Source organism: Porphyrobacter sp. CACIAM 03H1 (assembly GCF_002215495.1).
In the GTDB taxonomy this organism is placed as follows: Bacteria; Pseudomonadota; Alphaproteobacteria; order Sphingomonadales; family Sphingomonadaceae; genus Erythrobacter.
In genome coordinates, this window is sequence record NZ_CP021378.1 from 346,516 (window position 1) to 360,567 (window position 14,052).

The window sequence follows — 14,052 nt, forward strand, 5'->3', positions numbered from 1 at the left end:
CGGCTGGGACCTAATCGCGACCGAGCAACTGCTCCTGAAATGTGAGTGGACACGATGCGAACCCTTACAGTAGGGAGAGTGCACCATGACGCAAGCACCACGCAAGTTGCCAGCATCACGCCACAAAACAGATTCCAAGCCAAAGGGTATTTTGGTTTTGGGGATGCATCGGAGCGGTACGAGCGCATGCACCAGAGTGCTGAACCTTCTTGGTTGCGCGCTCCCAGACGAGCTGATTGCGGGAGGTGATGGCAACGAGCTGGGGCACTGGGAATCAGTCGCTGCGGTAGCGCTCAACGATAGAATGCTGGAATCGGCAGGGTCGAATTGGAGCGATTGGGGCCCCATTAATGATGACTGGCGCGACTCGAGCGTGCGCGAGGAGATGGTAGCAGAGGCCAGCGCCTTGCTAAAGGAGCACGCCGAACTCGGCCCGCTTTTCGCGCTCAAGGACCCAAGGCTGTGCCGATTGGCCGATGTCTGGCTCGAAGCCATGCACGATGCGCAGATAGACCCGCTAGTCGTGATAATGGTTCGTAATCCGCTGGAGGTCGCGGAATCGCTTGAAAGCCGGGATCTCATGTCCCACGGCTATGGCCTGCTGCTGTGGCTGCGCCATGTAATCGACGCGGAGCGGCTCTCACGCGGTCAACGGAGGGTCGTTTGTACTTATGACCAACTCCTTGAAAATTGGCATGACGCGGTCGGCCGGATCAAGAGTGGCCTTGGCGTGTCGTTCCCCCGGAATTCGCCCGTCGTTCATCGGGAGATCGATGACTTTCTGAGTCCGTCACACCGACATCACCGGCTGGCGGTGGAAACCGTTTTGAGGAATTCGGGCCTGTCAGATTGGCTTCGTAAAGCCTTGGCCGTCATGTTGCGATGGAGTGAGGTTGGCGAAAGCGAGGAAGATCATCGAGAACTTGATGCGATCGCTGCCGAGTTCGACAATTCCTATAGCGCTTTCGCGCGCCTGCTTCTGCTCAGCGACGCTGCCGGCGAAGTTGGTTCTGCTAGTCATCTAAAGCGTCAGCTGTCGGCGCAGATCCAAGAGGCACAACACGCGTCGATAGCCGCGCAAGCGGCGATAAAGGATGCCGAAGACAAGCTCGAAAACGAGCGCAGGCGGCTCGCCGAACTCGAAACCGAAATCGAGAGCCTGCGAACTGTCCAACCCCAGCTTAACGCCGAAATCGCTGAGCTCAAAGCCGCCCTCGACTCATCAGGTGGCAAGGTCGACGAGCTCGAGGCCGAAGTCGAAAGGCTCGAAAACGAGCGCAGGCGGCTCGCCGAACTCGAAACCGAAATCGAGAGCCTGCGAACTGTCCAACCCCAGCTTAACGCCGAAATCGCTGAGCTCAAAGCCGCCCTCGACTCATCAGGTGGCAAGGTCGACGAGCTCGAGGCCGAAGTCGAAAGGCTCGAAAACGAGCGCAGGCGCGCCGAGGAGCTGGAGTTTGAGATCAAGCTCATGCGAGAACGCGATGCCTCGGCGTCGCGTGAGATAGCCAAGCTCGAAAAGGCTTTAGAGGATTCCGCTAACCTCGTCCGCAAGGAGGAAGAGCGTCGGCGGGAAGCCGAAAAGGTGGTTGAGTCCCAGCGCTCTAACCTTGCTCAGAGTGAGTGGAAAGTTTCGGAGTACCAAGGGCGGCTGGCTACCGCTCAAAGCGCCCTGATCCAGCGCGAGGAGGAGCTGGCTCAGCTTTGGAAGCAGTTGCTCGAAGCGGAGAAAACGACGGCTTACGCCAAGGCTACCTCCGACCACGAACGCGAGCGCGCCACAGCCGCGGAGCGCAAGGCTGCCGAACTCGCGCAACAGGTCGATGAGTTGAAGAGTGCATCAGCTCTCTCAATAGAGAACCTTTCCGCCGAGGTAGCGCTCATGACTCAACTGTTGCGCGACCAGAACACAGCCGCCGAAGCGGCCGAGGAAGAGCTGCTAGCGCTAAAGCATCAACTTCGAGATCGCGAAAGAATGCTGAAGGAGGCCCAGGAGGGATTAGCGGAGGCCAGTGCAAAACAGCATGAAATGTCTTTCGAATCCAAGGCCCTATGGTCAAAGGTGGTAGAGGCAGAAAAGCAGAAGCTCGATGCAGAAACGGCCCGGGCTGCGGCTGAGCGTAAGCTAAGCAGTCGCTCTGACGAGCTTACCCGTCTTACTAGGGCGTTGTCGGACGTAACCGAGCGCTCCAGTTTGTCGCAGGCTCAGGCCACTTGGCTGCGCGAGGTTGTCGTTGTGTCGCGAAGCTTTCCGAAATGGTGGTCGATCATGCCGACGAAGTGGCGACGTAAGCGCGAGGAGATTCGATATCGCCGGCGCGGTCTTTTTGATCCTGATCGCTACCTCGCAAACAACCCCGACGTTGCGGAATTCGGAATGGATCCGATGGTCCATTACATCGTGCACGGAATGGAAGAAGGGCGGACATGGGAGCGGTGAACCTGGTTCCACCCAGAGCACTAATCCAAGTTAGCTGCATTCGGAAAGTCGGTCAGCTGCCATGCAAGCCGCTAGCCTTTCATACCGGGCGTTGAGCCAAAGGAGGAGGTTCGCTCTGCGGCAGGGCTGGGCTTTCAAGCTTTGGTTGACCATCCGGGTCCATATCGACGCGTTTCTGATCGATCCCTTCCGATATCTGACCGCGTGGAAGTGGCGCATCCTTGGGAAGCGGGTTAGAGCAAGCGGGCAATTCGCTGCTCTCCTCGCAGGATCTCCGCGCGCCTACGATTTCTGGATCCTCATCCTAGATCGCTCTCAGTCTCACGCGAAAGTTGATCGCGACGTGCCGATCGTCGCGCTGGTGCAGGACAGCGATGATCACGTAGCCGTGGATGCGACACTGCGGAGCCTTGCGGCATCGGGTATCCAGTCACTGGTGATCGGATCATGCGTCAAAGCAATCCTCAGGCGGATCCTAGGCGGCGCCGATCGTCAGCAGGAGCGATGGATCATGCTGCTGCAGGCTGGCGACCTCCTTTCGCCCCGCGCGGCAGCCAGCTATCTTGCGGCGATTGAAACGGTCAGTGCGTCCTGCACGGTGATCTATGCCGATGACGATGCTCTCGATCATAGCGGCCGACGGACAAGGCCGCACCTCAAGCCGGATTGGAACAGTGAACTCCAAGGCCATTTCGACTTCGTAACAGGGGCCTGCATCGTTCGCGCCGATGCGGTAGACCTCGCCGACGCGGACGGAACTTGCGACTGGACTGCCCGGATGGTGTCTGGTGCAGCGAGGCGAGGCACGGTGAGTCATATCCCGAAGATCCTTCACCACCGTCGCGCGCGCCCACTAGCTCCGGCAAAGGTCGATCCGGTCCAGGTCGCTTCCCACCTACCCCTCGTCAGTGTCATAATCCCGACGCGCAACCGGGTGACCCTTCTGCGGACATGCATCACCGGCCTGCGAGCCACCCGCTACCCGGGCATCGAGATCATAGTCGCCAACAACGACAGCGATGACCCAGAGACGCTCGCATATCTTGGGGCGCTTGCTGAGGGGGGAGTGACGATCGTCGATCAGCCGGGGCCGTTCAATTACTCGGCGATAAACAACAATGCCGTTGCGCTTGCTCGCGGCGAGCTCATCTGCCTGATGAACAACGACATCGAGGTGCTTTCGCCCGACTGGCTTGCGATCATGGCGACCCAGGCGATGCGCCCGGAGGTTGGCGCGGTCGGAGCACAGCTCCTATACCCAGACGGCCGCATCCAGCACGCAGGCGTGGTGATCGGGGTCGGCAACGCGGCCGGTCATGCCCACCGGTTCCTGCGTCCGGAGGCGGAAGGATACTTCCGGCGCCACTCGCTGCCCCAGTACGTCTCCGCGGTCACCGCCGCCTGTCTCGTCGTGCGCCGTGACCGATTCCTGGCCGTGGGCGGGCTCAACGCGTCGAACTTCCCCGTCGCGTTCAACGATGTAGACCTGTGCCTCAAGCTCAATCAGCGCGGCTGGCAATCCTTCTACGAGCCGCGCGCGGTGCTGCTACACCACGAGTCGGTCTCGCGCGGACTCGACACCGACCCGGTCGGCGCCGCCCGCTTCGCTGGCGAATTGGCGGCGCTACAGCGGATCTGGCGGACCGATGAGATCACCGACCCCTTCCACCACCCGATGCTGAGCCGCGCCTCCGAGCAGTTCGCGCTCGACCTCACGCCGGCGGCGGTGCCGGCCTGATGACGCGCATCGACCTTCCGCAGGTGACCCTGATCTCCGCGACCTCGATCAATATCGAGGCGACCCTTCAGGCGATAGAGGCATGTCAGAGGCACGTGCGCTTCGCGGCCTGCAAGCTGCTCACGCACGAGCCGCCGGCGCAGACCTTGCCGGGTGTCGAGTTAATCTTCACGCAGCGTCTCGTGACGGCGGAGCTCTACTCTCGACTGATGCTGAGTGATCTCGCCAATCACGTCGAAACGTCGCACTGCCTCGTTGTGCAATGGGACGGCTATGTATTGAATCCCGGCAGGTGGAGGCCGCAGTTCCTCGACTACGACTACATCGGCGCGTCTTGGCCGCAATTTACCGACGGACGCGACGTCGGCAACGGAGGGTTCTCGCTGCGCAGCCGGCGCCTGCTGGACGCCTGCCGCTCCGCACAGTTCAAATCCAGCCACCCCGAGGACTTAGCGATAGCACGGCACAATCGTGGGTGGCTGGAAGCGCAGGGCTTGCGTTTCGCCCCTCGTGCCGTGGCTGACGACTTTGCCGCAGAGCGAAGAGGGTCGCCGGAGCACACTTTCGGTTTCCACGGGGTGTGGCACATGCCGGCGCTTGTTGGTGCCGATCGCTTCTGGGACTTGTACTGTGGGCTTGAAGACCGATCCTCAGTCCACCAAGACAGGGGGGCAATCATGCGCGATATGGCAGCACAACCGCACGGTTTTCGGCGCTGCGTGAAGATGGGATGGGACGGACTGTGGCAACCTTCGCGACGACGGAAGAGATGGGCGTGACCAATCCACTGCCGGGCTTGCCGCTCATCGAATCTCCCCTCTTTTTCGCCATGGCGGACGCATCGGAGTTGAACGAGGAGGAGAAGCGCATCGGCCGCGACCTCTTCGAGCAGGGCTACGCCGTGTTCGACTTTCCCGACCCGGATCTCGACTCGAGGATCGCGGGGATCAAGCGGCGGCTCGGGCCGCGCTACGGCGTCGACCTCACAGATCCGGTAGCCGACAAGACCATAGGTGAACGTCGCATTCAGGACGCCTGGCAGACCGATCCCGACGTGAAGGCGATCGCCGCGAACTCCGCCGTCCTCGAACTGCTCAGCAAGCTCTACGGTCGGCAGGCCTTTCCCTTCCAAACCCTGAACTTCCCAGTTGGAACCCAGCAGGAAGCACATTCTGACATCGTTCACTTCTCGTGCCTGCCCGAGAAGTTCATGTGTGGCGTGTGGCTCGCGATGGAGGACATCCACCCGGACGCAGGTCCGCTATTCTACTATCCCGGGTCGCACCGTTGGCCCGTGATGAGCAACGCCTTGGTCGGCCGGCGCGGCTTCGAGACGAGCCTCGGCTCGGCGCAGGATCCCTACGAAGAAGCTTGGCGGGCCTTGTGCGCCGCTCAGGACGCCCATCCGAGCACCTTCCTCGCCCGCAAGGGTCAGGCCCTCATCTGGTGCGCCAACCTGCTGCATGGCGGCAGCGCGCAGACCGACCCGCGCCGGACCCGCTGGTCGCAAGTCACACACTATTACTTCGAAGACTGCATCTACTACACCCCCGCCTTCTCGGACGAGGCGCTGGGCAAGCTGCAGATGCGCAAGCTCACGAGCATCGCCGACGGCAAACCTCGCCCGAACCTCTACCAGGGTCAGCCGGTAGAAGCGGCTTGCGCACAATCGGGACCGGCTGCAGCCGGTTCCGCTGGAAAGGGGCGCGGTTTTGGTCCAAAGGCACGACGAGCGCTGCGCCGCGCATTCGGGCGCTGAACGGCTCGTGCGATCGCACGGAAACGGGTTGGAACGATTAGGATGATTTTCAAGAAGATTCACGCTTCAGGCCCGTCGGTGCTCAGCAGGATCGGGCTTGTCGCGCTAGTGACTATCACTCTCTCGAGCTGCGCTACGCTTCCGACCAGCGGGCCCTCCGGGTCAGACATCCGCTCGCAGGTGGCGAAGGACGCGGGCCAACTTGGCATCACGCTCGTGCAGGTCGAAAGGGTCGACGACCTGCCGCGCCCGCCCGCTCCTCCGGCACCGTTCCGCCCCGATTACACGCCGCCGCCCTCGACGGAACTGGTCGGACCGGGCGACGTCCTAAACGTCGCGATCTTCGAAACCGGCGTCGCCCTGTTCGGTCGAACCGCCGCGATCGGAACGGAGGGCAGTTCCAACTTCGATGCCGCGTCCCGTGCGGAAAGGTTCCCGCCCCTTAGGGTCAGCGATCAGGGGACGATCACAATTCCCTATGTCGGGCAGGTCAACGTTGCCGGCCGCACCACCCGCGAAATCGAATTGCAGCTGCGTCAGGCGCTGCGCGGAAAGTCGCAGAACCCGCAGGTGCTCGTGTCGATCGCCGAGGGGCTCACCAATTCCGTGATCATCGGCGGCGACGTCGCCCGCCCGGGACGCCTCGTGCTGCCGACCAATCGCGAGAAGCTGTCCGAGGTGATTGCGCTCGCCGGCGGCAACAAGGGCGAGATCCGCGACCTCGTCGTTCGGGTCTCCCGCAATGAGGAAGTGCAGGAGTGGCGTTTGAGCGATGTACTCGACAATCCGGCGATCGATCTGCGCATCTTCCCCGCCGACCGGATTACCCTAATCCGCCAGCCGCGCAGCTTCACGGTGCTCGGCGCACCGGGACAGACCAGCCAGTTCGCGTTCCCTAGTGCGAAAACGTCGCTGATCGAGGCCATCGCGATGGCCGGCGGGGCCAATCCCAATGCGGGCAATGCACGAGCGATCTTCGTTTTCCGCATCGATCGCGACGAGACCGGCAAGGAAGTGCCGATCGTCTATCATTTCAACATGATGCAAGCGAGCTCCTACATCCTCGCGCAGAAGTTCGACATGAAGGACAAGGATGTCGTCTACGTCGGCAACGCGCTGGCCAACCAGCCGTCGAAGCTGATCCAGGTGCTCAGCCAGCTGTTCTTCCCGCTCGTCGCCCTTCAGCAAGCTGGCACGATCTGACGCGAGCCCGGGAGCATGGCCGCCACGGAGAACAGCGCGCCGCTGCTGCTGGACGTGACGCGCCAGATATGGCGGCGCTGGGAGGGCGTGAGGCCCACCGGGATCGACCGGATCTGCGACGCGTGGCTCGAACACTTCGCGCCCCGGTCGCAGGCGGTGATCATCACGAGGGGACGGCAGGTGATCCTCCCATTGGCTGCCTCGCGCGCGCTGTTTGCAGCGCTCGCAGCGCCGAAGTCGCCTAAGGGCTCCGCGGCGGTTTTCCGGCGCAAGCTCATCGCGATCGCGCTGCGATGGGGCTGGTGCTGGCTGCGCAACCTCGATGGCAAGGGCCGCTTCTGGCTCAACGCCGGGCATACCGGCCTACACAACCTTGACTTGGTAGACTGGTGCGCCCGGGCAAACGTCCGCCCGATCTACCTGGTTCACGACCTCATCCCGATCACTCATCCTCAGTTCTGCCGGCCCGGGGAGGACGCGAAGCACGTCAGACGCATTCAAACCGTGCTGAACACTGCCTCTGCCGTGGTCGCGAACAGCCGCCACACGCTTAGAACCCTGACCTGCTTTGCGGATCAGGCCGGCTTGCCGGTCCCCCGAGCGGTCGTGGCGTGGCCCGGCTGTTCGAGCCTGCGCCGCGCAACCGCGACGGACCGACACGATATGCCGGCCACTTTCGTGATCCTTGGAACGATAGAGGCCCGCAAGAACCACGCGCTGCTGCTCCGCTTGTGGAAGCGCCTAATCGCCACGATGGGTGAAGCCTGCCCGCGCCTCGTGATCGTCGGGCGGCGCGGCTGGGAGGCCGACGACGTCTTCGCACTGCTGGGACATGAGGATTTCCGCGGCAAGGTGATCGAGGCGGGGACGCTCGACGACGCACAGCTGGCCGAAGTTCTCGGCCGCGCACGCGCGCTGTTGTTTCCCAGCTACGCCGAGGGCTTCGGCATCCCGCTGGTCGAGGCGTTGGCCGCGGGGATTCCGGTGATCGCCAGCGAACTCGATGTCTTCCGCGAGACCGCCGGAGACATCCCCGACCTGCTGCCAGCAGACGACGAAGATGCCTGGATCGCGACGCTGATGGATTATGCCGGCGGTAGCAGCGCCCGGCGCGAACGCCAGCTGGAGCGGCTGAAGGATTACAAGGTGCCGACTTGGGCCGAGCACTTCGCGCGCATTGATGCGCTGCTCGAGGAGTTGTCCTAAGGAATAGGCTTGCGGGCCTTAACCGCCACGCCCGAGGAGGCGGTTGGTCCGTCCGGCAAGCCTGCGCACCGCAACCACGGCGCGAGCGTTCGCATCGAGCCGCACCTGCTGGCTTGTCAGACGCCGCACAAGCACCTCGGCCGGACAGGGCAGGCCGGTCTCGGGGTCGAGGTAGCGCGGGTAGACGAGCAGGGCAGCGGCGACCAGTTCGTCGAGCGTGCGGCGCGCGGTGCGGCGCGGCGGCACGGGGCCGCGATCGGTCGTAAGGCCCCAGCCGGCATAGAACGGCACCCCGTGCACCGTCACCTGCTTGCCGCGCATCAGCGCCTCGAACCCGGCGAGCGAGCTGTTGACGTGCAACTCATCGACCATCGCGATCAGCGCCGCCATCGGGCTGCCGGTCTCGACCCTGTCGGCAAGCGCGGCGACCTCGCGTTCGGGGATCATGCCGCGGCGGTGGCCGGCCAGCACATCGGGGTGTGGCTTGTAGATGAGATAGGCCTCTTGACCGGCCTCGGCGCGGGCGCGGCGGAGCAGTTCGAGATTGGAGGCAAGCGCACCGCCGCTGGTCACCGCGCGATCATCCTCGACCTGCCCGGGCACGAGCACGTGGCGGCGCGCTCCGCCGTAGCGGGGGAGCGCCTCGGTGCCGCCGGTCTCGTATTTCGAGAGCCCGCCGGCGATGATCGCCTCGCGCAGGGCGCGGGCGCGCCCGAGAAGTTCGGGCGGGAAGGCGCCCTCCTGCAACACGGTCTCGAGTTCGCTGGGCGCGGCGGGCGCGAAGTGCGGGCCCGAGGCATCGACGATGATCGAGAGCGGCGGCACGCAATCGGCCCCCAGCCCGGCGGAGCGGATGAAGCCGTCCTCGATCTCGATCACCGGGGGTTCGCGTTGTTCGAGGGCGCGCTCCTGCGCGGCAGTGAGCCGGGCGCGCCAGATCGCCACCGCGCCGCCCTCGGGCAGGTCGTCGAGCGTGCGGCCATAGGGTACCTTCGCCCCCGCCCACAGCAGCGGGGTCACGGTCGGCTTCTTCCAATAGGCGATGCCCAGCACCGAATGGATGCGCCGGTTGGCATCGATGAGGCGGCGCCACAGGCCGCACAGCGCGATGGCCTCGGCAGACTCGATCGACCGACCGGTGAAGGGGTCGTGCCACTGCCAGCCGGTCAGCCCCATGACGAGCAGGCGCTCGCGCTCGGCCTCGCCCGCTTCCCGCTCCACCCCGCCATCGGCGACGAGCGTCAGCGGCACCCCGGCGGCGAGCGCCAGCAGGCCGCGCGGGTCACCCTCGGGCAGGCGCACGCGGGCGGCGGCATCGAGCGCGGGCCAGGGGTCGCAGGCGCGGTCCCACACAGTGGCATCGGGAAGCGGGGCAGCGGTGCCGTCGAGCACCACGGGGCCATCCGGCAGGGCCGGCGCCCGGCCCCAATAGCAGCCGCCGACGCGGTGCTGCGCGAGGGCCGCGAGCAGCGCCGCACCATCGCCCCCGCCCGCGCCGCCTGCCGCCGCGAAACGCGGTGCGCGCGTGCCGGGAAACGGCGGGATGGCAAGGAGCGGTGCTGGCGTCATCTCAACCGAGCGCGGCGATCGCCACGATCCGGGCAAGTAGTCCCTCAAGCTGGTCGAGCGGCACCATGTTGGGCCCGTCGGACAGGGCGCTGTCGGGATCGGGGTGGGTTTCCATGAAGAAGCCGTCCACGCCGACCGCCGCCGCCGCGCGGGCGAGCGGCTCGACAAACTGGCGCTGGCCGAGCGAGCGGTCGCCCCCGCCGCCGGGCAGCTGGACGCTGTGTGTCGCATCGAACACAACCGGCGCGCCGAGCTCGCGCATGATCACGAGGCCGCGCATGTCGACCACGAGGTTGTTGTAGCCGAAGCTCGACCCGCGCTCGCACAGCATGATCTGCGGTTCGGCGATGCCCGCCGCCTCCGCCGCCGCGCGCGCCTTGCCCAGCACGGCGCCCATGTCGGCCGGAGCCATGAACTGGGCCTTCTTGATGTTGACCGGCCGCCCGCTGGCCGCAGCCGCCATGATGAGATCGGTCTGGCGGGCAAGGAAGGCCGGGGTCTGGATCATGTCGACCACCTCGGCGACGACCGGGACCTGGTCGGGCAGGTGCACATCGGTGAGGACCGGCAGCCCTGTTTCGCTGCGCACCTTCTCGAGCACGCGCAGCCCTGCCTCGACCCCGTGGCCGCGGAAGCCCGACACCGAGGTGCGGTTGGCCTTGTCGAAGCTGGCCTTGAAGATCACCGGCATCGCGAGGCGCTCGCCGATCGCCTTCAGCCGCTCGGCGATGCCGAGGCAAAGGGCCTCGCTCTCGATCACGCAGGGGCCGGCGATCAGGAACGGCGGGGCGCCCGGGGCGCGGTGGAAGGTCGGCAGCATCAGACAGGCTCCGTTTGCGCGCGGCGGACCAGCTCGGCCTCGATCAGCGGAATGTCGCTCGGATTGTTGAGTTCGATCATCTCCCATGCGGGAGCGGGGCACACCGCCACGCCGACCGGCAGGCCGGCATCGAGAAAGCGCAGCTGCTCGAGCCCTTCCTGCAGTTCGAGCGGCACCGGGCCGTGCGCCGCATAGGCCGCGAGCGCGGCGGGCCGATAGGCATAGAGGCCGAGGTGGAGCAGCACCGGCTGCTGCGGCACCGTGCCGGGCGAGACGTGGGGGATGATCGATTTCGAGAAATAGAGCGCCCGGCCGCCGGTGGCGCACACCACCGTCGTCCCGCCGACCCTGCCCGCGGCTGCATCGGTCTGAAGGTGCGCCAGCACGGCGGGGGTGGCCGGGACTGCCGCCGTCGCCATCGCCAGCGCCGGATCGGTCTCGAGCAGCGCGACCACCGCCGCCACCATCGCCGGCGGGGTGAGCGGCGCGTCGCCCTGAAGGTTCACCACGATCTCGGGCACGGTATCGAGCGCATCCAGCGCGGCAGCGCAGCGTTCGGTCCCGTTGGCGCAGGTCACCGGGGTCATTACCACGTCCATGCCCGCAGAACCTGCCGCATCGGCGATCTGCGCATCGTCGGTCGCGATCACGCAGCGCGCATCGCCGCCGAGCGCGCGTGCCGCTGCGAGGCCGGCCTCCCAGGTGTAGTGAAGCGCGGGGCGTGCGATCCCGTCAGCGCCGGTCAGGGGCGCGAGGGGTTTGGCCGGGAAGCGTGTCGATGCGAGCCTGGCCGGGATGATGATCTGGACGCGGGACATGACCTCTCAGGGTGCGGCACCGGGAGCGGGCGGCACGGCGATATCATAGATCTGCACCGCGCCGAGCGGAATCCGCGGCTGCCGGTCGTCCACCACGAAAAGCACGGTGATCCGGTGCGTGTTCATCATTTCGAGCGCTTCCTGCACGCGTGCAGTGCGTGCGATTGTGCGCGGCGCGTGTGTCATCACGTCGGCGGCGGTGCCGAAGACGACATTGCGCGCCCGGCGCCGCAGGTCGCCGTCGGTGATGATCCCGACCAATTGCCCCTCGTCGTCGACCACGCCGGCGACGCCGAGGCGCTTCTCGGTCATGGTCACCAGCACGTCGGGCATCGGCGTCCTGAGGCCAACCAGCGGCAAGCGGTCACCGGAATGCATCACATCCTCGACGCTGCGCAGGAACAGGCCGATCTCGCCGCCCGGATGCAGCGCCCGGATGTCCGAGCCCGACAGGCCGCGCGCGCGCATCGCCGCCACCGCGAGCGCATCGCCGAGCGCCAGCATCATGGTCGAGGAGGTTGTAGGTGCGAGGCTCGAGGTGCAGGCCTCCTCGACCTTGGGGAGGAGCAGGCCGAGATCGGCGGTGCGCATCAACAGCGAATTGGGATTGCGCGACACACCGATCAACGGGCAGCCGATGGCCTTTGCGTATATGCACAACGGCTGGACCTCAACCGTCGCCCCGCTATTGGAAAAGACGATCAGCACATCGCCCGGACTTACCATGCCGACATCGCCGTGCGCCGCCTCGGCCGCGTGAACGAAAAGCGCGGGTGTTCCGGTGGCGGCGAGAGTCGCGGCGATTTTGCGTGCAACGTGGCCCGACTTGCCGATCCCCGAGACGATCACCCGCTGGCGGCAACCGAGGATCATCTCGACAGCGTCCGCGAATGCATCGCCTACATGCTCAGCTAGACTATGAAGAGCTTCGGCCTCCATCGTAATGACGCTACGGCCGACCTCAAGATGCCTGTCACGGGCAGTTGGCGCAGGGAGAGGCCCTTCGACTTCGGCGCGCCGTTCGGAAGATAGGTGTTGCAATTACCCCTCCATGAGGTGTCAATATGGACGGCGCGACCCGAAGCAACTCGACAGCGTGGGTTATTCTTTTGTGCCAATCCTGAACATTATTTTCGACCTAGACGGCACGCTGATCGACAGCGCGCGGCTGACCGGAGCGATCGTCGACCGGATGCTGGCGGATCGCGGCGCGGCGGCGCGCGCCGACCAGGCGCTGATCCGGCGCATGGACGCGGTCGGCGGCACGGCGATGATCGCGGCCGCGCTGGGCGCCCATTCGGTCGATCCGGCGAGCGAGATCGAGGAGTTCCGGGAAATCCACCGCACCATCGCGGTGCCCGGCGACCTGCCCTTCCCCGGCGTGCCCGAGACGCTTGCGGCACTCGCGGCGGCCGGCATCGGCATGGCGATCTGTTCCAACAAGCCGCAGTTCCTGTGCGACAGGATCCTGGGCGAGCTCGGCCTGGCGCGGCATTTCGGGGCGATTGTCGGGAGCAGCCCGGATCGCCCCCGCAAGCCCGATCCGCACAGCGCGATCCTTGCGCTGGAGAGCATCGGCGGGACGCGGGCCGACACGCTCTATTGCGGGGATTCCGCGATCGATTGCGCCACCGCCCGCGCTGCAGGGCTGGAGCCCGTGCTGGTGGCATGGGGCTATGGCACCGCCGAGGCGCTCGAGCACGAACCGCGCACGCCCGTTTTCGAAACGATGGCTGCCCTGCATGACGCGGTGCTGGCACATGGCGGGTCAGGCCTTGCGGACCGATGAGATGCGGGTCGAGAAGATCCGATCCCAGATCATGCCGGTGATGGCGTAGTTGCCTTCGACTTTGAGATGATGATGGCGCATGTGATGCGTCTTGAGCATCCGGGCGATGCGACCCTTCATCGGGAACTGGTGACAGGCGAAGTGCACCAGATCATAGGTCACGTAGCCGGTCATGAAGCCGAGCAGGAACCACGTCCCCTGCGCACCGAGGACCCACACGGACAGTGCCCAGACCGCAAGGCCGACCGGGATGCTCACGATCGGCGGCATCAGGTTTCGCAGCGGATCGTTGGCGTCGGCATGGTGGTTTTCATGAATGACAAAGATCGCTTGTCGCAGCAACGGCGAGCGTGCCTCGAAATGAAACACATAGCGATGCAAAGCATACTCAGCCAAGGTCCAGACAATCAGACCGGCCAACACGAGCGGCACGGCCCAGAATGTCGGGGCAACGCGAAACCCGACCATGGCAATTGCAGGGAGCAAGGCGACCCATACGATCAAGAAAGCGCTCAGGGGTATCACCGTCAGCTTCTCGAGCCACGGATTGCGAAAGAGTCTCAATCGGTCGGGCGAATTGCGGTCTAACACTTTACTGACCATCCCCACCACTCGCACATCGCAAACCCGGGAGCGGGCACGACGATTCTCCGGTACCACCGAAATAACAAAAATGGTTACAAAATCGCATTCGTCTTGGCTCGCAAAAA

The 14,052-nt window shown here is 65.0% G+C and carries 12 protein-coding genes; 7 read left to right on the forward strand and 5 right to left on the reverse strand.

From position 1 onward, the window contains the following. The first annotated feature begins 85 nt into the window (after window positions 1-85). The 6 genes from CBR61_RS01680 (at window position 86) to CBR61_RS01705 (ending at window position 8,346) form a co-directional block, all read left to right on the forward strand. Window positions 86-2,440, forward strand: a complete 2,355-nt coding sequence (locus tag CBR61_RS01680) for a hypothetical protein (protein ID WP_157696465.1) — start codon at window positions 86-88, stop codon at window positions 2,438-2,440. Window positions 2,441-2,585: 145 nt separating this feature from the next. Further along, a complete protein-coding gene (locus CBR61_RS01685; protein ID WP_233996805.1) occupies window positions 2,586-4,178 on the forward strand; it encodes a glycosyltransferase family 2 protein in 1,593 nt (530 codons plus the stop codon). Beyond that, on the forward strand, window positions 4,178-4,957 hold the full coding sequence (locus CBR61_RS01690; protein WP_088912812.1) for a DUF5672 family protein: 780 nt from the start codon (window positions 4,178-4,180) through the stop codon (window positions 4,955-4,957). The genes CBR61_RS01685 and CBR61_RS01690 overlap by 1 nt, the downstream gene beginning before the upstream one ends. Then, on the forward strand, window positions 4,954-5,937 hold the full coding sequence (locus CBR61_RS01695) for a phytanoyl-CoA dioxygenase family protein (RefSeq protein ID WP_088915391.1): 984 nt from the start codon (window positions 4,954-4,956) through the stop codon (window positions 5,935-5,937). Before CBR61_RS01690 ends, CBR61_RS01695 begins: the two co-directional genes overlap by 4 nt. A 180-nt stretch (window positions 5,938-6,117) precedes the next feature. After that, window positions 6,118-7,140 (forward strand): polysaccharide biosynthesis/export family protein, encoded by a 1,023-nt coding sequence (locus CBR61_RS01700; protein WP_233996806.1) that lies wholly within the window; start codon window positions 6,118-6,120, stop codon window positions 7,138-7,140. 15 nt (window positions 7,141-7,155) lie between these two features. Continuing rightward, window positions 7,156-8,346, forward strand: coding sequence for a glycosyltransferase family 4 protein (locus CBR61_RS01705; protein WP_088912814.1), 1,191 nt, complete (start codon window positions 7,156-7,158; stop codon window positions 8,344-8,346). Between the two features lie 18 nt (window positions 8,347-8,364). Here the strand turns inward: CBR61_RS01705 and CBR61_RS01710 are convergent, their stop codons facing one another. From CBR61_RS01710 to CBR61_RS01725, 4 genes are read right to left on the reverse strand one after another with little or no spacing between them, the layout of a single operon-like run. Continuing rightward, a complete protein-coding gene (locus tag CBR61_RS01710) occupies window positions 8,365-9,915 on the reverse strand; it encodes a hypothetical protein (protein ID WP_088912815.1) in 1,551 nt (516 codons plus the stop codon). Between the two features lies 1 nt (window position 9,916). After that, on the reverse strand, window positions 9,917-10,735 hold the full coding sequence (gene kdsA, locus CBR61_RS01715; protein ID WP_088912816.1) for a 3-deoxy-8-phosphooctulonate synthase: 819 nt from the start codon (window positions 10,733-10,735) through the stop codon (window positions 9,917-9,919). Then, entirely contained in the window at window positions 10,735-11,553 is an 819-nt protein-coding gene (gene kdsB, locus CBR61_RS01720; RefSeq protein ID WP_088912817.1) for a 3-deoxy-manno-octulosonate cytidylyltransferase, read from the reverse strand. The genes kdsA and kdsB overlap by 1 nt, the downstream gene beginning before the upstream one ends. Before the next feature lie 6 nt (window positions 11,554-11,559). Continuing rightward, window positions 11,560-12,426: a KpsF/GutQ family sugar-phosphate isomerase gene (locus tag CBR61_RS01725; protein ID WP_233996807.1), complete on the reverse strand. Its 867-nt coding sequence runs from the start codon at window positions 12,424-12,426 to the stop codon at window positions 11,560-11,562. A gap of 223 nt (window positions 12,427-12,649) precedes the next feature. On the opposite strand from CBR61_RS01725, the gene CBR61_RS01730 reads away from it, so the two are divergent. Then, complete coding sequence (locus tag CBR61_RS01730) at window positions 12,650-13,342, forward strand: HAD family hydrolase (protein ID WP_157696466.1); 693 nt, start codon at window positions 12,650-12,652, stop codon at window positions 13,340-13,342. Here CBR61_RS01730 and CBR61_RS01735 read toward each other — a convergent pair. After that, window positions 13,322-13,945: a sterol desaturase family protein gene (locus CBR61_RS01735; RefSeq protein ID WP_233996920.1), complete on the reverse strand. Its 624-nt coding sequence runs from the start codon at window positions 13,943-13,945 to the stop codon at window positions 13,322-13,324. The genes CBR61_RS01730 and CBR61_RS01735 overlap by 21 nt on opposite strands. Window positions 13,946-14,052 lie beyond the last annotated feature (107 nt).

What these genes read in the sequence shown, in the direction of transcription:
- CBR61_RS01680 (WP_157696465.1), top strand. Translation starts at nt 86, where the DNA reads ATGACGCAAGCACCACGCAAGTTGCCAGCATCACGCCACAAAACAGAT.
- CBR61_RS01705 (WP_088912814.1), top strand. Translation starts at nt 7,156, where the DNA reads ATGGCCGCCACGGAGAACAGCGCGCCGCTGCTGCTGGACGTGACGCGC.
- kdsA (WP_088912816.1), bottom strand. Translation starts at nt 10,735, where the DNA reads ATGCTGCCGACCTTCCACCGCGCCCCGGGCGCCCCGCCGTTCCTGATC.
- CBR61_RS01710 (WP_088912815.1), bottom strand. Translation starts at nt 9,915, where the DNA reads ATGACGCCAGCACCGCTCCTTGCCATCCCGCCGTTTCCCGGCACGCGC.
- kdsB (WP_088912817.1), bottom strand. Translation starts at nt 11,553, where the DNA reads ATGTCCCGCGTCCAGATCATCATCCCGGCCAGGCTCGCATCGACACGC.
- CBR61_RS01725 (WP_233996807.1), bottom strand. Translation starts at nt 12,426, where the DNA reads ATGATCCTCGGTTGCCGCCAGCGGGTGATCGTCTCGGGGATCGGCAAG.
- CBR61_RS01735 (WP_233996920.1), bottom strand. Translation starts at nt 13,945, where the DNA reads ATGGTCAGTAAAGTGTTAGACCGCAATTCGCCCGACCGATTGAGACTC.
- CBR61_RS01690 (WP_088912812.1), top strand. Translation starts at nt 4,178, where the DNA reads ATGACGCGCATCGACCTTCCGCAGGTGACCCTGATCTCCGCGACCTCG.